At 63.8% G+C, this 22,507-nt stretch carries 14 protein-coding genes; 3 read left to right on the top strand and 11 right to left on the bottom strand.

What is annotated here, in order from left to right:
- The first annotated feature begins 18 nt into the window (after nucleotides 1-18).
- Entirely contained in the window at nucleotides 19-2,163 is a 2,145-nt protein-coding gene (locus FPL22_RS03810) for a heparinase II/III domain-containing protein (RefSeq protein WP_144228776.1), read from the top strand.
- Between the two features lie 72 nt (nucleotides 2,164-2,235).
- On the opposite strand, the gene FPL22_RS03805 is transcribed toward FPL22_RS03810, so the two are convergent.
- Entirely contained in the window at nucleotides 2,236-3,084 is an 849-nt protein-coding gene (locus tag FPL22_RS03805) for a helix-turn-helix transcriptional regulator (RefSeq protein WP_144228775.1), read from the bottom strand.
- A 162-nt stretch (nucleotides 3,085-3,246) separates the two neighbouring features.
- Between FPL22_RS03805 and deoC the strand changes: the two genes are divergently transcribed.
- Together deoC and FPL22_RS03795 are read left to right on the top strand one after the other, a co-directional pair.
- Complete coding sequence (deoC, locus tag FPL22_RS03800) at nucleotides 3,247-4,026, top strand: deoxyribose-phosphate aldolase (protein WP_144228774.1); 780 nt, start codon at nucleotides 3,247-3,249, stop codon at nucleotides 4,024-4,026.
- Between the two features lie 16 nt (nucleotides 4,027-4,042).
- Nucleotides 4,043-4,606, top strand: coding sequence for an NUDIX hydrolase (locus FPL22_RS03795; RefSeq protein WP_162525180.1), 564 nt, complete (start codon nucleotides 4,043-4,045; stop codon nucleotides 4,604-4,606).
- On the opposite strand, the gene FPL22_RS03790 is transcribed toward FPL22_RS03795, so the two are convergent.
- The 10 genes from FPL22_RS03790 to FPL22_RS03750 are packed head-to-tail and all read right to left on the bottom strand — an operon-like array spanning nucleotide 4,555 to nucleotide 22,294.
- The gene (locus FPL22_RS03790) at nucleotides 4,555-6,213 is read right to left on the bottom strand and encodes a sialate O-acetylesterase (protein WP_162525179.1); all 1,659 of its coding nucleotides are present in this window, start codon (nucleotides 6,211-6,213) and stop codon (nucleotides 4,555-4,557) included. The two genes, FPL22_RS03795 and FPL22_RS03790, sit on opposite strands and share 52 nt — an antisense overlap.
- The gene (locus FPL22_RS17645) at nucleotides 6,210-7,775 is read right to left on the bottom strand and encodes a hypothetical protein (RefSeq protein WP_162525178.1); all 1,566 of its coding nucleotides are present in this window, start codon (nucleotides 7,773-7,775) and stop codon (nucleotides 6,210-6,212) included. The genes FPL22_RS03790 and FPL22_RS17645 overlap by 4 nt, the downstream gene beginning before the upstream one ends.
- Nucleotides 7,776-7,787: 12 nt before the next feature.
- A complete protein-coding gene (locus FPL22_RS03785) occupies nucleotides 7,788-9,158 on the bottom strand; it encodes a polysaccharide deacetylase family protein (protein ID WP_144228771.1) in 1,371 nt (456 codons plus the stop codon).
- A 48-nt stretch (nucleotides 9,159-9,206) separates the two neighbouring features.
- Nucleotides 9,207-11,618, bottom strand: a complete 2,412-nt coding sequence (locus tag FPL22_RS03780) for an alpha-L-rhamnosidase-related protein (RefSeq protein ID WP_162525177.1) — start codon at nucleotides 11,616-11,618, stop codon at nucleotides 9,207-9,209.
- A gap of 43 nt (nucleotides 11,619-11,661) precedes the next feature.
- On the bottom strand, nucleotides 11,662-12,705 hold the full coding sequence (locus FPL22_RS03775) for a serine hydrolase domain-containing protein (protein ID WP_162525176.1): 1,044 nt from the start codon (nucleotides 12,703-12,705) through the stop codon (nucleotides 11,662-11,664).
- A gap of 20 nt (nucleotides 12,706-12,725) precedes the next feature.
- Nucleotides 12,726-16,274, bottom strand: coding sequence for a heparinase II/III domain-containing protein (locus tag FPL22_RS03770; protein ID WP_144228768.1), 3,549 nt, complete (start codon nucleotides 16,272-16,274; stop codon nucleotides 12,726-12,728).
- 15 nt (nucleotides 16,275-16,289) lie between these two features.
- Nucleotides 16,290-17,111 carry a sugar phosphate isomerase/epimerase family protein gene (locus FPL22_RS03765; protein WP_144228767.1) on the bottom strand — a complete coding sequence of 274 codons (822 nt, stop codon included), beginning with the start codon at nucleotides 17,109-17,111 and terminating at the stop codon, nucleotides 16,290-16,292.
- A 10-nt stretch (nucleotides 17,112-17,121) separates the two neighbouring features.
- Entirely contained in the window at nucleotides 17,122-17,907 is a 786-nt protein-coding gene (locus FPL22_RS03760) for an NAD-dependent epimerase/dehydratase family protein (RefSeq protein WP_144228766.1), read from the bottom strand.
- 50 nt (nucleotides 17,908-17,957) lie between these two features.
- Complete coding sequence (locus tag FPL22_RS03755) at nucleotides 17,958-18,704, bottom strand: hypothetical protein (protein WP_144228765.1); 747 nt, start codon at nucleotides 18,702-18,704, stop codon at nucleotides 17,958-17,960.
- On the bottom strand, nucleotides 18,680-22,294 hold the full coding sequence (locus FPL22_RS03750; RefSeq protein WP_144228764.1) for a hypothetical protein: 3,615 nt from the start codon (nucleotides 22,292-22,294) through the stop codon (nucleotides 18,680-18,682). The genes FPL22_RS03755 and FPL22_RS03750 overlap by 25 nt, the downstream gene beginning before the upstream one ends.
- Nucleotides 22,295-22,507 lie beyond the last annotated feature (213 nt).

The following is a 22,507-nucleotide window of genomic DNA, read 5'->3' as shown; positions in this document are numbered from 1 at the left end:
CATCACCGGCCTCGTCCCATGAAATACTTCTTTTACCGCGCGGTGGCGTTTTTTTTGGCCGGCACCTGTCTGGTTTTTCCGGCGGAGCTTTCTTCAGGAAGCGCGGGCGCGACGCGTGCGAAGTGGACTGGTAGTTTTCCTGCGCCGACGCTGGTTGACGACCTCGACCTGCCACAAACGCCCGTCACGGCCGGCTATACCGTCGCGCGCCCGCGGTTGTTGTTTTCCGCGATGGATCGCGATGAGCTCCGGCGCAAGGCGCGCGAAAATCCCGCGCTGTGGCAGCCGGTGCTTAACAACGCGCGACGCGTGCTCGATCCCGCCGCCACACCCTCTCCGGAGGACGTGACGCATGGGAAAACCTATTGGCGCATCGAATGCGTGCAGTCCGCAGCGCTCGCCTGGTTTGTCACCGGCGAGACACGCTATCGCGACGGAGCGATCCGCTGGTTGCTGGCGCACTGCCGCGAACCGGTATGGGGAACCAACTTCCGGCCGAATATCGATCTTCAGGCATCGTGGTATCTCTACTATCTCTCGGTCGCTTACGATCTGTTGCACGGCGAGATGAGTAGAGCCGATGCGACCGTGATTCGCGCGGGGCTCGCTGCGCACGCGAAGGCGATTTTCGACGATTTTGACCCGGTCGCACGGACGGCGGCGATCCGCTACGATCAGAACCACACCTATACGCCGACCGTCGCGCTGATCGCCGCCTCGCTGGCCTTGCTCGGCGAGGAACCGGCGGCGGACATGTGGCTTGAGCGGGCGCGCGCGGTGTTGCGCCGCTGCCGCTATGTGCTGGGCGAAGACGGCTATTATTACGAAGGCGTCGGCTACTGGATTTATGCGCTGCACTGGCACGTGCGGGCTGCCGAACTGCTTGGCCGCGCCACCGGCGAGAAATTGATGGAGCTGCCCGCGCTGCGCGACAACTGGCGCTACGCTCTGCACCTCTCGCTGCCCGGGAAACCCTGGGCCTTCGACGTGGGAGACACCGGACTTTGGAAAGGCGACCATCAACGCCCCGATATCCGCGTGACCGGTTCCTCGCTGCTCTGGAGCGTGGCCCGCGCCACCGGTTCGCGCGAGAGTCGCGCCGCCGCTGATCTGCTCGGGATGCGCTTGCCCGAGACGGACGGCGCCTCGTCGGCCTTCCTCTGGTTCGACAACCGGCACGAGCCGCGGCCGCTCGCGGAGATCGCGCCGTATCACTATTTCCAGGACCACGGCGTCGTTGCGTGGCGCTCGGGCTGGGGCACGGGTGACACCGCGATGCTTTTCCGCTGCGGTCCGCCGCTGGGGCACGCCGCCGCGGCCAAGCTCGGCCAGCTCAAGGACTGGGTTCCCAACGCCGGCCATGTCCACGCCGACATCGGTGCGTTTTATCTCTACGCCAAAGGAGCCTATCTCGCGGTTGGCACCGGCTACACGGCGGAGAAATGGACGCGCGATCACAACACGCTGCTGGTGGACGGTAAGGGGCAGGCGATGGACGGAGCGTATCACAACGAGCACGGCGTGCCTTACGAGCAGCTCGACGGGGCCCGCATCGACCGCGTGAGCTTGACCAAGGACTACGGCTTCGCGTCCGGCGAGTTTGGGGGCGCCTACACGCGCCAAGTTAAAAACGTGAACCTGCGCCGCAGCGTTCTGACGACCGCCCGCTGGATGCTGGTCGCGGACGATTTCCGCGCGGAAGACGGGGCGGCGCGCCGGCTCACGTGGCTTTGCCACGCCGATGCGCCCTTTGTGGCGGAGCCGACTGCTTCCGGGTTTTCGCACATCGCACGTCTTCCGCAGGCCGGCCTCGCGGTGTTGACGCTCACGCCCGTCGCCGAGGGGTTGAATGCGGAGGCGTCCGACACGGTGGTCATGGCCGGCATGGCCCCGGGAAAAGGGCGGGCGGAGAAACATGGTTATCAACTCGCGCTCACCCAACGCGACCCGGCGGTCGCGATACGGTTCGTCAACCTGCTGGTGCCGCTCGCCCAAGGCGAGGCGCCGCCAGTCGTTGAAGGCGTCATCGCCAAGCAGGAGGAGAAGACGATTTCTTTCGGTTTGAAATGGCCCGATGGCAGAACGGAACGCGTGCGAGTGGACCTGGGCTGGACACCAGGGAAAAGCAGCGAAACGGGTCCGGTGGAAATCGCCCCGCGTTGAGCGCTGAGGGTCGGGCTTTGGCCGCGGCGAGGGGCTTTTTGAAATTTGTGCCCGGGTGTTCCGCCGAAGGCGTCAGCGTGTTTTCACCGCACTCGGTGCGTGACCCCAGGCGCGTCGGCACACGCGTGAAAAATGAAATGGGTTCGCGAAGCCCAAGGCCTCGCTGACTTCGCTTACCCGCCGTCCTTGATAACGGAGCATGGCCTCGGCCTCCCTTAGTTTAAGTTCGAGCAGTAGCTTTGCGGGCGAGGTCCCCAGTAACATCCGGCATTGCGTGCTAAATTGACGCGGGCTTATGGCCAATGCCTGAGCCAGTTCGGCCACGGTCGGATTTTTGGTCACGTGCCTGCCCAGCAGCTCCGCTATTTCTTGGCGTCGGGCTTCGTCCGCAGGCAAAGCCCGCCAGGGTCCGCTTAATCCGCGTTCCGGCAACCCGCGTGTCCATCGCCAAAATAATGCCGCCAGCAGTCCGTCTTGCACTGCCGCCGCATAATCGGCGCCCGCCTCCGCCTCCACTTGGATCTCATGGAGCAAACGCGCGTCTCGCTTAAAATCCCCGCGCGCCACCTGATCTTCCGCCCGCGCACCTGCCGTGAATAGATCCGGTGCGCGTCTTCCTTCGGCCGCCTCCAGAGTGAAGTGCAAAACGAAATGCCGTTGTCCCGCCCTCAGGTGGTCCGCATGCCAGTCGCCCGGTTTTATGATCAATACCTCTCCTGCCTCCAGTTGCAGCTCCCGTCCGTTCAGTTCGCAGAGATAAGGCCCGCGTTCCACCAAGATCGCTTCATAATTCGCATGCCGGTGTCTTGGATACTCTTGGGAGGCATTCATCTCCAGGCGGTGGAAGTCGGCAAAAACCGGCTGAACCGCCATGCGCCGATGGCCCGTATGCACGCGATGATAACGTTGTTTTTTCAGCATGGGAGGAGGGGAGACACCTTTATCTGGCTACCCGCCGAACACGCTTCTGACAACTGCCTAAAAAGATATCTATTTGCCTGCGCAGGCATGTTTTTTACGGTCGCCACATGATAGGATCGTTCATGTCGAACGTCTCCCTCTTCGAGCCATGTTCGTCACTCTATGACTCAACCCACCCTCACTCAACTGGCCAAGATGATCGATCACTCTCTCCTGCATCCGACGATGTCGGACGCGGACGTTTTGGCTGGATGCCGGCTTTCCCGCGACTACGGCGTCGCCACCGCCTGTGTTAAACCGTATTCCATTCGTGCGGCACTCGATGTTTTCGCGGGCACCGATGTCATGGCCTGCGCCGTCATCGGATTTCCTCACGGTAACAGCACCACGGGCATCAAGGTGATCGAGGCCGAGGCAGCCGCTCTCGCCGGAGCCCGCGAAATCGATATGGTTGTCAACAACGGCAAAGTGAAAAGTGGCGACTGGACTTACGTGGAGCGAGAGATCGACCTCATCAACCAGGCCACGGTAGCCGCCGGCTCGATCCTCAAGGTCATCTTCGAAAACGACTACCTGACCAACGAGGAGATCATCCGTTTGTGCGAGATCTGTTCCAAGGTGAATGTCGCCTTCGTGAAAACGTCCACCGGCTACGGTTTCGTCAAGCAGAGCGACGGGCAATACAACTACAAGGGTGCCACCCACGAGCATCTCCGGCTGATGCGCAAACACACCGCCGCCCACATTCAGATCAAGGCGGCAGGCGGTGTTCGCACGCTTGACGAATTACTTGCCGTGCGCGAACTCGGCGTCACCCGAATCGGCGCCACCGCCACCAAGGCCATGCTCAATGAGGCCATTGCACGCGGCTTTGCGGGAGCCTTGCCGAATCCGCATCTGGGAGGAGTTTCCTCGTCTGTCGCCGCGCCTGCCGGCTATTGACCAAGGGCTCAAGCCCATGCCCACGCTCAACGACTCCTATACGCATTGTCCGCTTTGCGGCTCGCCGGATTACACCCGCGAGCCGCAGGGCCGCCGGCACTGTCGCGCCTGCGACCATCGCGAATTCAATAATCCCATTGTCGCCGTCGCGGCTCTTATTCTCGATCCGTCCGGCCGTTTGCTGCTCATTCGTCGCGCCCGCAATCCCGGGCTGGGACTGCTCGCGATGCCGGGCGGTTTTGTGGATGATGGAGAGTCTTTGGAGCAGGCTGTCCAACGGGAAATCACTGAAGAAATCGGCCTTGTGCTCACCGATGTGGGCTATCTCTGCTCGCATCCCAATCGATACACTTATCGCGAGCTCACCCGTCCCGTATGCGATGTTTTTTTTCATGCACGAGCCGCGTCGTTCGACGTCATCCTTCAGCGAGATGAGGTCTCCGACTGGTTGCTGCGTCCGCCAGCGGAAATTGATCCCCGCGAGCTTGCCTTCGATTCCATGCGCCATGCGCTCGCCGTCTTTCAAATTCAGTCGGTGTCCGTGCGGAAGGGGAAGGCGGGGAGGTCGGCGCTGTTGTAGAGATTGACCACGGGGCTTAACTGCCAGCCGTAGCGGACGAATGCGGGCTTGGGGACCGACTCGCTCCAGACCGACACGCGGTCCGGTGCCACGATGATCGCCTTGGCGGCGACGAATTTTTTGTCGGCTCCGGCGATCGCGAAACCGCGCAGCTCGTCGACGGGCGGTTGCGGCGTGAGCGAGGTTTTAGGCGGCGTGCCGATCTTCAGGCCGTCGGCCGCGTGATCAAAGGTGAGCTCGATCTTTGCGCCTTCGATGCTCGATTTTCCGAGGATGGGGCCGCTGAACTCGCCTTTTTCACCATAGGGGTAGTGTCCGGCGACGAGGGCGAGGCGTTTGCCGATGTTCTCTTTTTCAACCGGGTGCAGGTTGTTGTTTTCAATCGGGTCTTCCGTCGAGCCGAGATCAATGCTCGCGACGATGCCGACGTTGGCGAGGTTCTGGTGAACTTTGAATTGCCGCTCGCGGATGGGTGCCCAGCCGCCAAGTTGCTCGGCGGGATCGCGCTGCTGTTTGCTCTTGTTGGGCAGTTGGACGATGAGGAACGGAAAATCACCGATGCCCCAACGCGTGCGCCAGTCGGTGATGAGGGCGGAGAGGAGGCGGTCGTAAAGGGCGTCGTTCACGTTGCCCTCGCCCTGATACCAGAGCGCCCCGCGGATGGGGAAGTTGACCAAGGGATTAATGCGCGCGTTGAAGAGCACGGTGGAGAAGCCGGTTTGTTCCGTGACGTTGAGCGGCTCGGGCGTCGCCGGCGGCTGTGGCATGGGTTTCGTGAAGGGCTCCTTTTTTTTGTCCGCCATGAAGCGTTCGGAAAACCATGCCCTGCGATCTTGCTGATATTTTTCGCCGCCTTCCTTCATCCACTTTTCATGGGCGGCTTTCGCCTCTTCCGGATTGTCCAGAATGGCCGCAAAGGGCTGGAGGTAGATTTTGTTCAGGTCGGGATCGGCGGCGAGGGCCTCGCGGCTCAGCCAGACTTGGGCGCGAGAGGCGCCTTGGTTTGAGCCGATCAAGCCGACGGGGACTTTTTGCGACTGCTGGATCTCGCGGCCGAAGTAGTAGCCGACGGCGGAGAAGCCTTTGGCGGTCGCCGGGGTGCACACGACCCACTGGCCTTTGGTGTCGGCGAGGGGCGTGCCGGAAGAAACGCCGGGCACCTGGAAGAAACGCATTTCGGGGCGCTGGGCTTTGGCGAGTTCCGCCGGGCCGTCGGCGCAGTTAGCGAGTTGGAACGCCATGTTGGATTGACCCGAACACACCCAGACGTCGCCGACCAGGATGTCGCGCACGGTGAGCGTGTCGGCACCACTCTTGACGATCATTTCGAGAGAAGCGTCGGATGCGGCCAGCTTCGCCAAGGTGGCGGACCATTCGCCTTGGTCGTCGGCCTTGGCGGTGGCGGTGGCCTGACCGAGGGTGATGGTCACGGTTTCGCCGGGTTGGGCCCAGCCCCAGACGCGCGCGGGCGTGTCGCGTTGGATGACCATGTGGTCGCTCAGGATCGCGGGCAGCCGGAGTGTTGGCGCGGGTTGCTGCGCCTGCGTTGGCAGAGCAGCGAGGGAGACGATGGCGAGCAGCAGGAAGAAGGAGCGGGCGATGTTCATGGCGTGACGGTTGGATTGGGAACGAGGGAGCCGGAGCGGTTGGTGGCGTCCCAGACCCACTTGAGGTTGTCGCGTCCGCGGGGCTGGTCCGGCGCGGAAGCGCGGTGGGCGCGCCACATCTCCTCGGTGAAGAGGTCGAAGCTGCGCGTGGCGCCTTTCGGCAGCCACTTGGGCTGGTCCCATTTTTCGTCGGGGCTCATCCAGCGGTCCATGTAGTCGAAGTAGGCGTCGTGGTTCCACAGTGCGATGGCCTTCATGTGGCTCGCGGCTAGGGCGGTGCCGATCCAGGAGCAGGCGTTGTTGGGACGGTAGGCATCAAGGAAATTGTCGCCTTTTTCGAAACTCGCGCGGGATTTTTCCTCGTAGGGCTGCTTCGGGCCGGTGTGCGAGCCGATTTGCCAGAGCACGTTCTGGCCATCGCCACCGCGGCCGTAGTAGGTGGTGACGTCCTCTTGGAACAGGGTCGCGGGCTTGGTGCCGTCGGGGCTCGGGTTGACTTTGAAGTAGCCGTAAACGGGGACGGCCGGATCGGTCTTGGGAAAGTCGCGCAGCGCGGGTGCGTCGAGCATCATGCTGGCGAAGAGGATGGGCCATTTGCGGCCCTGCCAGTGTCCGCCGTCGGGGAACCAGTGGCGGCCCATGCGGGCGACGGCCGAGAGATCGATGCCGAGTTGGATGTAGCTGAGCAGAAGTTTTTCCCGGCGCTCGGGCGGCACGTCGAGCATCACCATGAGCGCGGCAATGGAGGTGAGACGGGCGAATTCGCGACCGTAGCTTGGCTGGTTTTCGCCGGGCAGCAGGTGCTGGTTGGTCCAGGACGCGGTGTGATCGAGCCAAGGACGCTCAAAGATGCGCTCCATCATGGCCCAGTCGGGCGTCGAGGCGACGGGGGGCAGCTTGGGCAGCAGATCGCGGCGAAGGGTGCCGGCGCGGTAGATCGTCTTGTCCTTGCCCGCGTAGGCGGGACGAAACGCGTCGGCGGGCGGGGCCTTGTCGAGCACGGTGAGGACGGCGGCCGAGCGCAGGGCGAGTGACTCGAGCGGCTTGGTGAGGAAAAAGCGGAACTGGCCGAGAATGGAAGGCGTGGCGAGTTTGCCGGAGGCGTCGCGCTCCTCATTGCTGACGGTGGAGATAAGACTGGTGCCGGGATTTACTAGCAACGGGAAGGACTGCGAGAGCGCGGGCTCGTAGTTGATGGCGCGGGAGTCGTAGCCCTGCTGGTCGAAGCCGGTGCTGTTTTTCGGTCCGCGCGGCGCGGGGCCGGCGACGATCATGGAGCCGTTGCGCATGCGGCGGTCGTCCACGAGGGCGGCGGCGCCATAACGGCTCTTGGTCGCTTCGGTGGCGGGCGAGGTGTCCGCGGAGGGGCCGGATGCGGGTGACACGGAAACGATGGTGACGGGGCCGACGACCCAATGGTCGCCGGTCACGAAGCGGCCGGTCTCGCGCGGACGGTCGAAGGTCCAGGTGACGCCGTATTGGGAAACCTGTGACACGGTTTCCGCGTGCGCGGAGACGAGCGTGAGAAGACCGAGGAGTGCGGTGTTGAGGAGTGGGCGCATCGTTGGAGGGGCTCAGTTTTTCTTGGGCGCGACGAGGATTTCGCCACGGTCGGGGCGGGCCTTCACGAGAGCGTAGGTGGCGCCATCGTTGCGCACGACGGAACAAGGGACGGGGGAGCCGGCCTGGGAAGCGGCGACAGCGGCCCAGGCATCGGGGAGGCGCACTTTTACGGTGAGCGGATAGTCGAAGACCTCCGGGTCCATGCGGCTGGTGAGATCGAGGGCGATACCCGAGGCGTCGGTGCGGAGGATCTTGATCGTGGCGGTGTCGCGCTGCTGGCCGTAGAGGGCGACGTTGGCGAACTGGCCGACCCAGAGCTGGTCGCGGTTTTTGTTGTAGAAGTCGAAGACCTTGGCGAGCGCGGGGTCTTTCGTGGTTAAGAGCGCGGCGTCTTTGAAATTGAGGGCATGGGTGAAGAAGGTGGCCCAGCCGCGGTAGTTTTTGTGCGCGGGGTCGAGGATGCTCTTGAGCTGGTTGTTGGCGATCCAGGCCGGCGTGCCGGGTGTGACCTCGTCGGCGACGAAGGGGCCGATATTCGCCGTGGTGCGGATGTCGAAGTAGTCGGTCTGGTTGGCTGGATTGATCGGGATGCCGCTGGAGCCGCGGGCGGAGGCGTAGTATTTGACGACGCTGGCGCGCCAGGCGCCGCTCACGGCGAAGAACTTGATCGAAGCGCCCGGGGGCACGAAGACCTTCGTGTGTTGGCCGGGCAGGTTGGTGTCGAGCTGGCGCATGGATTCGGCGGCCTCCCAGTCGGGACCGGGCCAGCCGTCCTCCAGCACCGGGTTGCCGACGTGGCTCACGCTGTGGGACTGGATCTGGTAACCCTGATCGAGGACGGATTTCCAGAGAGTCCAGGTGCCGGCGGAGCCAACGCGGCCGCGATCGATGACTCCGTCGATATTCGAGGTGATAAGATTCCAGGTGATGGGAATGCCCCCATAGGTGCGGGAGATCTCGAGCCACATGGGCACTTCCATGGCGTTGTTGTCATCGATGCCGAAGCTGACGGCGGCGACCTTGTCGTCCTCCCAGAGGCACACGGAAGCCTCGCCGGGCTTGGCCGGCCAGACGCGAGGTGTGAGCGGGAAGCGCGGCTGGCGGGGCTTTTCGGAAAGGTTGGGCAGGCGACCATCGGCGGGAACGCGCGGCGCCGGGGCGGTCCAGTTCGCGTAGGTCGCGAAGTAGTTTTTCCACATGGGACGGGACGCGAGTGCAGCCTTATACGCGTTGTAGCCGGTGGGCGGAGCCTTGGCGGCTTCGGCCTCGATCTCTGTCCAGGCGGAGAGCGGGGCGGCTACCGGCGGGACGGGGCTTTGGGCGAAAAGAGCGCCGGGCAAGAAGGCTAGGGTAAGAAGGCAGATACGAATTAACCGAGACATGGTGATGTATGGAAAGGGATGAGATTAACGGAGCGGAACTGGCTCGGCTTAGAGCACATTGCGGCCGGGGTGCAGCGGAGTGGTGTCTCCGCGCCAAACGAACTCGCCGCCGACCGTGCCGGGGAGGGTGATGGTGCCGGCGGCCTTCGTGCCGACGACACGCAGGTCCAGCTCCACGAGGCCCTGCGGGTGGGCGACCGCACAGGTGAGTTGGTTGAGCGTGTTCAGGCACGGTGCGATGCGCACGTGTTGGAAACCTGCGGAGGCGGGACGCACGCCGGCGATGCTCGCGAGGGTGTGCCAGGCGGGATGCGCACCCCATGCGTGGGCGTCGCTGCGGGTGGGCTCGGGCGTCTCGGGCGTGGACGTGAAACCGAGCTCGGGCAGCGCACGCCAGGGGGTGAGCCGCCGGTGCAGTTCGGCTTCGTCGCCGTGCAGGTAGAGCGCCTCGATGACGTAGAACGAGAAGTAGATCGTGGCGCGGGCGAGGGACGGTTCGCTGCGGAGCGCGGCGAGGCACGCCTGGGTTTTTTCGGCGGGGAGCAGGCCGGTGAGAAGGGCGAAGGTTTGCGCGTGTTCGCTGGCGGCAGGGTTGTCCACGGTGTCGAGGAGCAACGCCCGTTTCTCATCCCAGTAGCGGTCGAGCACGCGCCCGAATACCTTGGCGGCCTGCTTGTCGCAGAGCTGGGCCAGCAAGGGATTGCCGTGGGCGTTTTCAATCTGCGCGGCGGCTTGGAGGGCTCGCACCCAGTGGAGATTGACGATGCTTGAATCGCCCTCGCGCACGCCGGGGCCGCAGCCGGTGTCCCACTCCGGCACCCAGTCGATGAAACGCCAGCCGGGGATGTGATGCAGGAGCCCGTCGTCTTCGGCCAGCGATTCGAATTCGGCGAGCAGGCTGCGCAGGACGGGGAGTTGGGATTTGATAAACGCGGCGTCGTCGCGCCACCACGCGTAGTCGCGCAACATGGTCGGCCAGAGCAGGGCGAACGTCGCGCTTTCCTGACGCCAGTTCGACGGGTAACGCTCCGCGATCATGCCGGATTCACGGCGCGACCAACCGAAGACCTCGATGGCGCGGCGGCTCAGGCGGGCGTCGCCGAACCACGCGTAGTTGTGCAGGGCCATGAGGACGTTGTCGCCGATGTAGCCGAGCTGCTCGTAATAAGGCGTGTCCACCCACACCTCGTGGGCGGCGCGGCGTTGGGCGCGTTCGAACAGCGGAAGGAGGCGATCCCAGCCGGCGTCGGACGAGGACCATGAGCCGGTGCGGTCGAGTGGGTAACCAGTGGTGGTCAGACCGAGTGCGGTGACGATGAGCGGCGTGTCGGCGGTTTCGATGGTGAGGCGTGCGTAGCGTCCGCAGCGCCACCAGAGCGCGGGAGTGGTGTGCGTGGGCGCGGTGCTGATTTTCCACGCGTCCTCGATGCCCACGAAGACCTTGCCGACAATCTCGTCGCGGTGGCCCTTGAGGGAGTTGCCCGTCACGGCTGCGGGGGAGGTTTCGTTATAAAGCGACTCCGCCCAACTCCAGGCGAGGCGGGCGTCGGCGCCGCCGGAAACGCGGGCGGCGGGGTAGCCGCAGACGTAGGTTTCAAAATCCCACAACAACACGAGGGTAGTGTGGGGCGGGACGGTAACGGGAGCACCCTTGTCGAGCAGCGCCTGCCAATCGGCGAGACCGGCGGCTCGGGTGTCGGACTCCGTCCACACGGTTTCATCGCGGTGTGTCCTGAGCGCGCGGATACGTCCGCCGGTCCAGGCGACGCGTTCCTGTTCGGCCAGCGTGGCGGGATGCAGGCACCAGCCGGGGCGGCGGACACCGTGGGGATTGATCGCAATGGGAGGACGAATGACTGCGGCGGGAACAGCTCCGGCGACGGGTTGGTTCCACAAGGTGAGATCGAAGGCGAAGGTCGGGCCCACATCGTGGTAACCGGGGAGATCCGGGCGGGCGAACGAGAGGGCGGGCGTGAGATCTTCGACGAGCCACGGGGCGGTGCCGGTGTTGAACTGCGCGCCGTCCGTGTCCTCGGCGTAAAACATAAAACCGCCGCGCCACGACATCTGCGCCATCGGCGGAGTAGGTTCGGTTGTGGAGCCGAGCGCGACGGCGGGCGGCGTGATGAACCAGACGAGGGCTTCCAACTCATGTTCACCGGCGGGCAACTCCGGGCGGATGCTGTGGACCGTCCAGTGTTCGATATCGCAGCGGTCGGGGCCGAACGTCAGGTCGCGTCCGTCGCAACGCAGTTGGAAGCGCTGGTCGGCGGTGACGTGGAAGAGCGGCGCGGCGGGCGCGGCCAGCGAGAACCGAAGCCGGAAACGCAGCACGGCGGTTTCCTGCGGGGCTTTTGCCGGATGCCAGATCCACGAGCCTAGGTCGGCGGGGTGACGTAGGAGCGTGTTGGCATCGCCAAGATGCAGACGGGAAGGGGGAATGAAGACGCGGGCGGACATGGTTGAAGAGGGAAAGAGCTGGATAGAGGGGTGGACGTTGGTCTCAACGCGTGGCGGGCAAACCCTCGCCCAAGAGCTTGAGCGCGCCATCGTAGAGCCGCACATCGATGACCTGGTCGAGGCCGGTGCGCACGAGCACCAGTTTCCATTCGGGAATGACGATGCAGATGTTGTTGAGGTTGCCCTGCGCGGCGAACGTGCGGTCGGGCGCGCTGGGCCAGAGACGGCCCTTGAGGCTGACTCCGTTGGTCCACCAGTTGAGTCCGTAAATGCCCGGCAGGTCGGTATACCAACCCTTGGGGTCGTGGGGCGGCAGAGACGCGTCCACGCGCGCGACCGTGGCGTAGTCGATGTAGCGCTGGCTGATGAGACGGCGGCCGTCCCAGACGCCGTCGTTCGCGTAGAGCCAGCCGAAGCGGGCGAGGTTGCGAGCGGTCATGTGCAGGCCGCTCGCGGGGAAACCGGCGCCGCCGTTGACGACGAGACCGTCGCGCTCGCCGATGGTTTTCCATTCCCAGCCGGTGGGGTCCATGCCGAGGGGATCGGCGATGCGGCGCTTGAAGAGATCGTTCAGCGGTTCGCCGGCGATGCGGGTGAGGATGAGCGCGAGCAGATCGGATTGGGCGGAGTAGTGGAACGCCGTGCCGGGCGCGTAGTCGGGCGCGCCGATGTCCAACGTGCCGTCTTTTACGTGAACGCCGCTCGTGAATGTGGCGAGGTGGCGCAGGGTGACGGTGGGATAATCGGCGGCGAGTTCAGGCAGATATTTGGAGGCGAGGTCGTCGGGGGAAAGTTTGCCGTCGTCCCAGAGCAGGCCGAGGCACGTGCTGAGGACGGACTTGGTGCAGGACCAGACGGGGCGTTTTTCGTCGATGCGGTCGCCGGCCCAGAGCACGTATCCGTTTTGGATGACAAGCACGCCGGAGACGCCGTCTTTACCGACGACGTCTTTGAGTGCGGCGACCGCGCGGTCCACCGAGGCCGGGGCGATGACCTTGGCGTCCGCTGGCGGCGGAGCCCAATCGCCAGCTGGGAAGACGATGTCTGCAGCGACGGCTTTGCCGAGCATCAGGGCGGCGCAGATCATGAGGCGGGAAGAAGCCGGGATCATTTTGGGGAGATACGTTGCGGGGAAACGTCGGGGCTGGAGACGATGAGGTAATCGAGGTTGGCGGCGAGCCCGTTGGCGTTGGTGAGACGAAGGCTGTTTTTGCCGGCTTTGAACTGGACGAGGAGCGGAGTGCTGGTGATCGGGTCTTGCGCGGTGAAGAGACGCCAGTCGTCGGTGCCGTTGGAGTAGCCCCCGGTGGCGGGAAGACGGAACGGAGCGTAGGGCTCCTGGACGACGCCGTTCACCTGAATCTCGCGTTCGCCGTTGTTGAGCTGCGTGCAATAAACGAGCGACACGTTGTAATAACCGTCGGCGGGAACGGTGACCTCCCATTCGAGCCAGTGGCCTTCGTCGTTCCAACCGGCAAAGGAGGTGCCGACCTGGCCGGTCTTGTTGGTGGCCACGTTGACCTTGCCTTCGCCTTGGTTGGCCAAGGTCTCGGCTTGCACGACCACGAGGGTCTTCGCAGGGGCGGGATGGGCGGCGGCTTCGCGGGCGCGGGCCTGCGAACGAACGGCGGCGGCATCACGCTCGGCTTTCAACGCGTTGGCCTGTTCCGCCTGGCGCTGGCGGAGCATGGCGGTGCGGGTTTCTTGGATGCCCGGCTGGCCGCGAGGAGCGAATTCGATTTTTTGTCCGGCGTTCAGGGAGATCGTGGAGGTGACCGGGGTGGCGGCGCCGGTGCGGCGGCCGGAGGCGTCGATGGGGTAGGCCTCAGTCGCCTTGAGCGGAGCGAAGTCGAGGGTGACCTGCAGCGGGAGCTCGGAAAGGTTGGAAAGTACGTAGGCGCCGGTGTCGGCTTTTTCGAGGGCGACGATGCCGGGGGCGGACAGGCTCAGGCGGGCGTCGGCGGTCTTGAGGGTGCGGCCACCGCCGAGCATCAGGCCGGTGGTGTGGTTGCCTTCGCGGCGGACGAAGGCCTGGAGGGCGTCGGTTTCCAGTCCGCCGACCGTGTAGTTGCCGGGACGATACGCGACGAAGCACAGGTCTTCGCCGCGCGCAGTGGCCACGGTGAGAAGCGCGCGGCCTTTTTCGAGCGAGCCGTCGAGGGTGGTTGATTTTACGAACGGCTCAGCGGCGGCGGAGACGTCGATTACGCTGCCGTAAACGGTCTGGTTGGTTTCGCGGCGCTGGATGAGCGCTTTCGGACGATCGCGGCCAAACCAGCCGTCGCCGGTGATGACCTCGGTGTCGCCGGCGGCGGCGGCGTGGAAACGGACGGGCGCATCTTTGACTTGGAAGGCGGCCTGCCAGCTGGAGGACGTGCGGGCGGAATTGGTGGCGGCCAGTTCGGAGTAACCGGGTTCGCGCGGCTTGGGCAGCTCGACGGGTTTGAGCGGAAGCTCGGTCGAGAAATTCCCGAGGAGATGCCAGGCGAGGTCGAACTTGCGCGGCAGGCGGGCGAAGGCGCCGAACACGTCGGCGACGTAATCGGCGGTGACGAAGACGGCGCGGTCCTGCACGACGCCGGGGGCGGCGTCCAAGGCGTTCGCACGCTGCATGGCGAAGGTGTCGCCGAAACCGTAAACGAGCAGGGAGCCGCCGCTGGGGATCTGGTCCTGTTCGTCCACCACGAGGGCGTTGTGGGCGACGGTCGTGTGATACCAGTTGCGATAGAGCGGTTGTTCATACCAGACGATGCCGGGGTCGGGGGCGAGGATGCCGGTCTTGGTGGTCCACAAGTCGATGTTGAGCTTGTCGGGATGGCCGTGGGAACGGTTGGGACCGTAGTCGAGCATGAGGCTGACGGTGCCGTTGGCGGAGGTGTTGCGCAGGATGCCGTAGCCGACGTCGTTGAAGTGTTCGCTGAGCCATTCGACGGGCGGCATGCGGGCGTCGTCGGCGCGGTCGTAGAGGACGGAGACGGGGAATTGCTGGAAGCGGACGTCGATGCGCGGCGAGGCTTCGGGATGGTCGAGCACGAGCAGGTAGCGCGGATCGCGGTAACGAAGATAGCCGTATTCGTAGAGGTAGGATTCGCGGCCCACGATGGAGGCGCTGCCGGAGTCGTTGGCGGCGGGCGTCTTCAGGTCGGGGTAGGCGTAGGCGATGGCGGAATCGAAGAGTTTTTTGAGGGCTCCGTCGCGGTAACGATACATGTCGATGCCGTTGCGCCAGAGGATCTCGGCGTCGGCGATGACGGATTGCATGGCCATGAACTGGTAGCCGATGGCGCCTTCGGACCAGAGGCCGTCGGAGCCGATGGTCTTGTCGCTGAAGTGGAGCAGGACGCCGCCGTTCGGTTTCTCGCGAGTTCCGTTGGGGCCATACATGGCGAGCTGGATCAAGGCGTCGTCATCGGTGGCGTAACCGGTGATGAGCACGGCGGTGGTGCAGATGGCCGACCAGTTGGTGGGGCCGCGCAGGACGTGTTGGTTGGCGGCGATGAACTTGGCGGAGGCCTTGAGGAGGTTGTCCTCGATGTGACGGCGGTTTTCCGGAGTGATCGAAGGAGAGTTGTAGATGATGTCGTAGCCGCGTGCGACGGGGATCAGCCACGTGGCGTCGGAGAGACGTTGGTCGAAGAGCTTGCCCTGGTCGTGGGCGAAACCGGGGCGGTTGCCGGGCGCGTATTTCTCGAAGTTGTCGGCGTAGGCGAGCAGGAAGCGGCGGGCGTAGTTGGCGTATTTTTCCTCGCCGGACAGGGCGTAGATCGTGGCGAGGTTAGAGATGTGCAGGGAAAATTCGTTGTGGATGCGACCGTTGGGATTTTCGGGGAGGTGCGTCCATTTTCCGTCGGGACCTTGGACGGGAACGGGCAACGCGATGGGCAAGGCGATGCGCTCGTCCATGGCTTTTTTGAGCGCGGCGTATTGGGAGGCGAGCAGCGGGGAGGTTTTGATCATCGCGCGGAAGTGGGCGACGTCCTGCTTGTCCCACAATGTGCGGGGATGGCCTTGGGCCTGGCGGGGTTCGCCGTAAACGGACACTTGGGGCTTGGCGCGGGATTGGGTGGTGGCGGCGATGAAGGCGGGCGAACTCGTGACGGTGTAGTTGTCCACGGGCTTGAGCTTCTCCGAGAGATCGAGCGGGGAGAGCACGGCGATCTTGCCGAAGCCGCCCCAGTCGGGGCCTTTTTTGCCGTTTTTGTCGGTGCGATTGGGGTGTCCGCCGGTGGCGACGAGGCGGACGCGCTGGCTGACGGGTGAACCGGGGATGGCGATGCGAGTGGGTTGTCCGGGAGCGTCGGGGAGGGGAGCGGAGGCGACTTTTTTGTCGTCGATAAAGACATCGACGCCCGAGACTTGGCGGGTGCTGGCGTAGTCGAGGCCGGTGATCTCGATGGCGGCGATTTGAACGGGAATGACGAGGCGGACGTCGATGGTGGCGCCCTCGAATGGGTTGAAGATGGTGCCGCTGCCCTTGGTGATACCGAGCGCGCGGCCGGCGGGCCAGTCACGGTTGAAGCTGGAGTTGGTGCCCTTGGCGGTGGCGCCGAGTTCGGGGCGCGCGGCGTCGTAGAGGGTTTGGCTGAACGCGGAGGTGGCGCTGACCAACGAAAGGACGAAAGCGAGAATGGGCAGGGTTAAGGAGCGGGGTATCATTTGAAGGTAGAGGCTTTACCACCAGTTATGGGTTGAAGCAGAGGAAAGGGATTCTTCGAGCGGAGGGATGCCGGGGTGCCACAGGCGTTCCCACTCCAAGCTGACGACGCCGGAGTAAGCGTCCTTCGACAGCGCTTTGAGCAAATCAGCCATGGGGAACTCGCCTTGTCCGCACGGAATATAGGTGTAAGCGTTGTGCCCGTCGCGCTTGGAGACGCTGTCCTTCACGTGGATGTGGACAACGTGTGGGCCGATGGCGCGCCAGGTGTCCGTGGGCGTTTCACCGCCCAGCCGCCAGGTGTGATGGGAATCCCAGAGTATCGCGGTGCCTGTGGGGGCGCGTTCGAGGAAGCGGAGAATGAGTGGAGCGCGGAGCAGGGAGTCGTGCGTTTCGATCATGAGATCGACCCTCCAGCCGCGCGCGGAGCGCAGGTCGCACCACCAGTCGAGGGTGTCGAGCGCGCGCGTGAGCCCAGGGTTTTCATTGAACCCCGCGCCGTCGAAGACGCGCAGACGGGGGATGCCGGCGGCCTCGGCCCACGGCACGAATCGGAGCAGGGCGGTGCGTTCGGCATCGGTGTTTTCGGAAAGCCGGAAAGAAGTATCGAGAGAACAAATACGCACGGGAGTTTGTTCGATGCGGCCCGCGAAATCCTTGTGGAAGAGAAATATGTTTTCCAGGCGCTCCGTGAGATTGATCGTGCCGTCCATCGCGCGCAGTTCCACGGAGGGGATACCGTGGCGCTGAGCCAGATCGAAAATCTTTTCCAGCGGGAGGTCGGCGCAGCCGAGCGTGGAGAAGGCACGGGTGAAGGTGCGCGAGGTCGTGGCTGTCATCTTGGAATGATCAGGTGGCGGCGGGCGCGTCGTCGGGCCAGTTGGAGAAATCGAAGCGCGGGGTCCAGCAGAGTTCGCGGGCGGTGGGTTCCGTTTCCATGTGAGTCGGGCCGTCGCGGTGGCCGTGGATAAAATACGTGCCTTGCGCGTTCCGGGCGGTGGTGAGTGCGGCGATGGCGGCGCCGGCGATGTCGCGGCGGTCGATGAACTGCCAGTTCACGGACGGCTTCTGACGCTGGTATTTATCCGTGAGCGTGTCGGCGTCGGTGACGTAGGCGGGGCGGAGCGAGACGGCGGTGAAGTGGCCGGCGCGCTGATGGAAATCGATGATCTGTTCCTGGAGGTGCTTGGTCAGTCCGTAGAGGCCGATCGGCAGCGGAGGAAGACTGCGAAGGAATCGTTGGCCCGAGGCGCGGTAGCCGTCCACCACGGTGATGCTGGAGATGAGGACGACGCGTTTGATGCCCTGTTTGGCGGCCTCGGCGCAGAGGAGGGCGGTGCCCTTGACGTTGATGTCGAAAGGCAGCGCGGCGGTTTCGTAGGCGCGCTGGGGAGCCATGTGGGAAAGAACGAGGGCATCCACGCCGGCGCAGGCCTTGGCGACCGAGGCGACGTCCGACACGTCGCCGACCTGAAACTCGTCCGGCGTGCAGCCGGCGGGAGGCGGGACGACGTCGAAGGCGCGCACGGCGAAGCCGGCGGCTTGGAATTCGGAGACCAGCGACTGGCCGAGGAAGCCGCAGGCGCCGGTGATGAGGACGAGGGGTTTGGCGGAGAGTTTATCCGGTGAGTTCATGGACGGAGAAAACAAAAGGCGGGCGCGGAGTTATCTTTTGGCGAGTGGTCCTACTTGTCCGTTTTTTCGGGCTCGGGCAGCGGTTCGACCAGATTGCGGATGGCGATGCTGCTTTGCGGGTTTTCGGGAGTGCCCGGCTGGTCGTAGAGCAGCCACAGGGCGCGGGTGTTTCCGGGCACGATGGTTTGGGCAGAGCTGATTTCCAAGGACCAGTCGTCCACCTTGGGCACCGCGCATTTCAGCCAGAGTGCGGGCGTCGTCGAGTTGGGGTAGGAAACCAGTCGTGCCTGGCCGCGTGTGAGGGAAAACCTCTCGTCACCTGCGCTGATGGCCATGGCGTCTTGGGAAAAGTTATAAATACGAACGGTTCGCTGCGGATGGGCATTCAGTGAGGCGTCGATAACCTGGGGCTGAATCCGAGTGGTGACGCCGGCGGTTTGGGCGGCGGCCATGAGCACCAGCCACGGACCGCCCTCGGTGAATGTGATTTCGGCGACGGGCACCTTGGTCGGCGTGATCTCGGGGGGCACGGCGGGTTGCAGACGATAGATCTCGATCTTGCGATCCGGGGGAACGGGATAGGCTCGGGATAGCCGCTGGGTGCTTGCCGAAAAGAGCACCTGGGTTTTGCCGACATCGTAGTAGAGGTCTCCGATGACGGTCAGATCGCGGGCAATAATGATGGCCTTGAAGGTGTTTGGCCAGGATTGCGCGGACGGGGCAGCCCGGGTGGGAGCGACGGCCAGGCACAGGAACGCGACCAGCCCGAGGATTAGATTTCGTTGGAGGAGAGCCATCGGAAGGAGATGATTTTGAAGCGTCGGCCAAAGTCGGGCTGGGAGGCCGTGCCGGCGGCAGGTTCGTTGTAGTCGGGGTTGGAGGCGTTGGTGCTCCGGCGGTTGACGGGCTCGACGGTGCGTTGGACGGTGGCTTCGCACCAGGCGCGACCGGTGATCTCTCCGGTGAGAGGATTTTGCACGTCTCCGTAGGTGCGGATAGTGAAGGTGTCGGAACGCGCCGATAGACCGGGGCCGATGGCCGATAGGATGTCGGCCTGCGTCAGGAACTGCGGGGCGTTGGCTTCGAGGTTGCTGTAGGGAGCGACCCGCACGATGCGGTCGTAATCGCCGCCACGCATCGCCTCGCCATCAACGATCGAATAGGTGGTGTCGATGTCGATACTGCTGAAGTTGGTGGTGTTGAAGGGAGGTTTGCCCATGCTATTGTTGATCGAGGCGGCACCCGAGGTGGGAGTGCGGTCGAGGGCTTCGTGCAGAGTGCCCTTGACGGATTCACGGTAGTTGAACGGCAGTCCGGAGCGGGGCTCGTTGCCGATGCTGGTGACGGTGGTGTCGGGATTGTCGCGCAGGCGGCGGTTGACGAAGTCGCCCATAGAGACGAAGGGGCCGCGGTTGCGTATCTCGGCGACGATGGTCTTGGCGAGCGTGGCGATCTGGGTGTCGGTGAGCGCGCGGTAGCCTGTGAACGCCCAGTCGAAACGGTTGGGCGGAGGGGTGGGAAATTGCACTAAGGACGGCGGTGGATCGGAGAAGCGGGGGAGCGCGGCTCCGGCGGGATTGTCGGGCGTGGCGTTGCTGTAGTTGAGCCGGTTGAGACCGCCCAGCACGGCGCGCCAAGCCTGCTCGGACGTGGAGTTGATGTTGAAGCCGCCCTTGAGCATGAGGTGGGCGGCGACGAGGTCGGCGTTGCGTTTGTCGGCATCGCTCAGCGTGTCGGCGCCGGGCAGCCAGACGTGGCGGGGGTTGGGCAGGATGTCGGGGATATTCGTGACTCCGGCCGCATTGGTGCCGTCGTTGGGAACAGTGGAAACGAAGTAACGATCCCAGAGTATGCGGTTGACCAGATATTGGACGTCGTAGCTATCACCAGCGCGGAGGCTGTCATTGGTGTTCATTTTGCTGGCGTCGTAATTGTAGGTTTGGAGCAGGGGACGGTCTTGATCCACGGCGCTGGTGAAGCGAATGGAGGGCGCGTTGGCATTTCCGATCAAGTAGGCCGGATGATACATGCTCGGAGAAACTTCGGCATGCTGGAGCTGGCCGATGGACATGAAGGGTTGGTCTTCGCGCCGCTGCTCGAAAAGAATGCTGTTTTCGGGAGTGCCGCTGACCAACTTGAAGTCCCGGATCGAGGAGACCTCGCCGGACGCGGTCATGGAGGCCAGTTTTTCGGCACCGTTATATCCAGGCGTGAAGTTGACCGATTTACCGCGGCGCCCGTCCACGGTGCCCAATGGAGGCACGCCCATACCTTCGGCCCGGGGGTTGGCCACCACCAGATAACGTTGGCGGCTGGCCAGCAGGTGATAGACGACGGTGCCCCACTTTTGGGTGCCGGGGGTGGAGAGCAGGGTTACGCCGGTGTTGTTGGCGGGAGGGTTGTCGTCATAAGGATCATCATCGTTCTGAAGATAGGGCAGCGAGGAGTTGATCGAGCGCTGCGCCGGAGTCGCGTAGGCGCTGATTGAGCCGGAAAAGCCCATGTTCATGTAGGCTTGATACCATTGGTTGTTGGTCGTTCCGTCCGGAGGCCAGACGGGAAGCGGGCTGCGGTTGGTGTGCAGGTCGGGGTCCAAGCCAAGGTAGGTCGAAACGGCACCTTGGAATTGAAATTGGATGCCGGTGACGCTGGTCGATGCCTTGATGCGGTAAAACTCATTGGGGGCGGTGCTTTTGCCCGTGCTGATCATCGCGTATCCGGGCGTGGCGGTGCGCCTGAGTATGTTCGTCGGTTTCGAGCCGTAGGGCGCGCTGTAGACGGATGAACCGGTCAATCCATAGGTGTAGCTGACGCCCGGAGGTATATCTTCGGAGGCGTCGATAATGAAGCGCATGAAATGCGGCTTGCCGCTGCCGGTGGGAGGTGCGGTTTCGCAATTGTAAGCCACTTGGCGGGGACCGTCCACAATCTCCCAGGTTGAGGAGCCATCGACGCGCTTGATCAGTTGGAAAACCCCTGAGGCGTTGACCAGGCCGAACTCGTAACGGGCAGCCTTGATCGGGCGGGTGTAGGGGTTCCATAGCACGACGCGGGGAATGACGGCGAGGGCGATCTGGGTGCCGGTGTCGATGTATTCGAACTGGACGTCGGAGTAGGTCATGACCGGGTAGAGCCCGGGGTCGGTGGGCGTGGGCAGCCGCGGCACCAGCGGACTGCTCGCCGAGGCTCCGGCGGTGTTTTGCACATAGGTGCGCAGCTTGCCCCAGGACGGCAGGCTGTAGGGAAGGGCGCCGGAGGGCGGCTTGAACAGCAGATCGCTGTCCGCCGGCGAGCTCGCGCCGGTGGCGAGGATGGAGGAGAGGTCCTTCTTCAAACCGCCTGCGTAGGTGTCGGACAGCACGGACCGGGACGTGGTGGTGAGGTCGTGAAAGCGGAGCTTGCGGGCGGTTTCCCATACTCCTGAGTTGAGCGCGGAGAGCTGGTTCACCGACACCAACCGATTGATGGCGAGGCCCGTCGGGTCATACGCTGTCGAGCCGATGAGGTCGGCGCTATTGAACGTGGCGGTGGAACCCACTGGATTTTTTTTGTCGACCAGCTCGATCGCGGTGCGTTGCGCGGCGATAAATGCATTGGCGGGTGATGAGGGCGGCAACAATGCGGTCCCCGTTTCGGGCGCCAGATTGACGTGCGCCTTGATGCCCTCGTCGCCCACCCACCAAGCGTAGCGGCCGACTGTCTGACTGCCGGAACCGCCAGAGGCGAAACCGGGGAGCGCGCTGTCGGGCACTTGAATTTTGACCAAGGGGGCGCTGACCCGGTCCGATCCAGCGGACGCGGTCGCCGCACCCACCAGCAGGGCTTGGGTCTGGGAGCCGGAGGGCATGACTGCGGCAAGATCGAGCGTTTCGCCGGCAGGCATGTCGCCGGGTTTGTGATAGGTGGAGGTTGGCGTGACCGGTGTCTCCGTGAGGGTGATGTGGCCGTCCCCGGCTACATCGCTTGACGGCGAGAATCCCGTTTTGGATTCGTTCCCACTGACCAACCAGTTGAGCAGAATGGCCTGCGATCCTTTACGGGGAAGGGATCCGGTTTGGGTGACCGCGTCGGTGCCGGAGGCCGATGCATACACGGTCGCGATCTTGTTGGCGATCTGGGTCGGAGTATCGCCATAGTCGGAGGACACGCGGCTGCCGTAGACGCCGGTCCAGCGACCGTTTTTCTGCGTGTCGTTGACCAGGGTTGCATCGAGATCGGCCCGGGCGGTGGTGCGTTGGTCGGGGCCGGCGTATTTCTGGAGTTCGCCGATTGCGATGTTAAGGGCGGTGAGCGCGTTTTGACGGGCTTGGGCGATCTGCTGATTATTCGAAGCGACCTGTGTTTCTACACGTGTGAGCGAGGCCAGCGAAACGAGCAAAAGGACCAAAAAAGCCAGCAATGTTATGGTGATAAGCAGGGCAAAGCCCGATTGTGTTCGGAATGTGCGGACTTTTTTTCGCACAACAGGCTGTAATAAAATGCCTTGCATGTGATTTTTTGGCGGGGTGGGGCGGGCCGTGGGGTGACTGATGGGAGTTTAATCACTCGTTTGACTAATGAGGCAAGTTCAATCGCGTATAGAGAAATCGGTCATCTATCC

The sequence above is a fragment of the Rariglobus hedericola genome (assembly GCF_007559335.1).
Classification (GTDB): Bacteria; Verrucomicrobiota; Verrucomicrobiia; order Opitutales; family Opitutaceae; genus Rariglobus; species Rariglobus hedericola.
The sequence above is the reverse complement of the archived record's forward strand: the minus strand, read 5'-3'. Positions and strand labels throughout refer to the sequence as shown.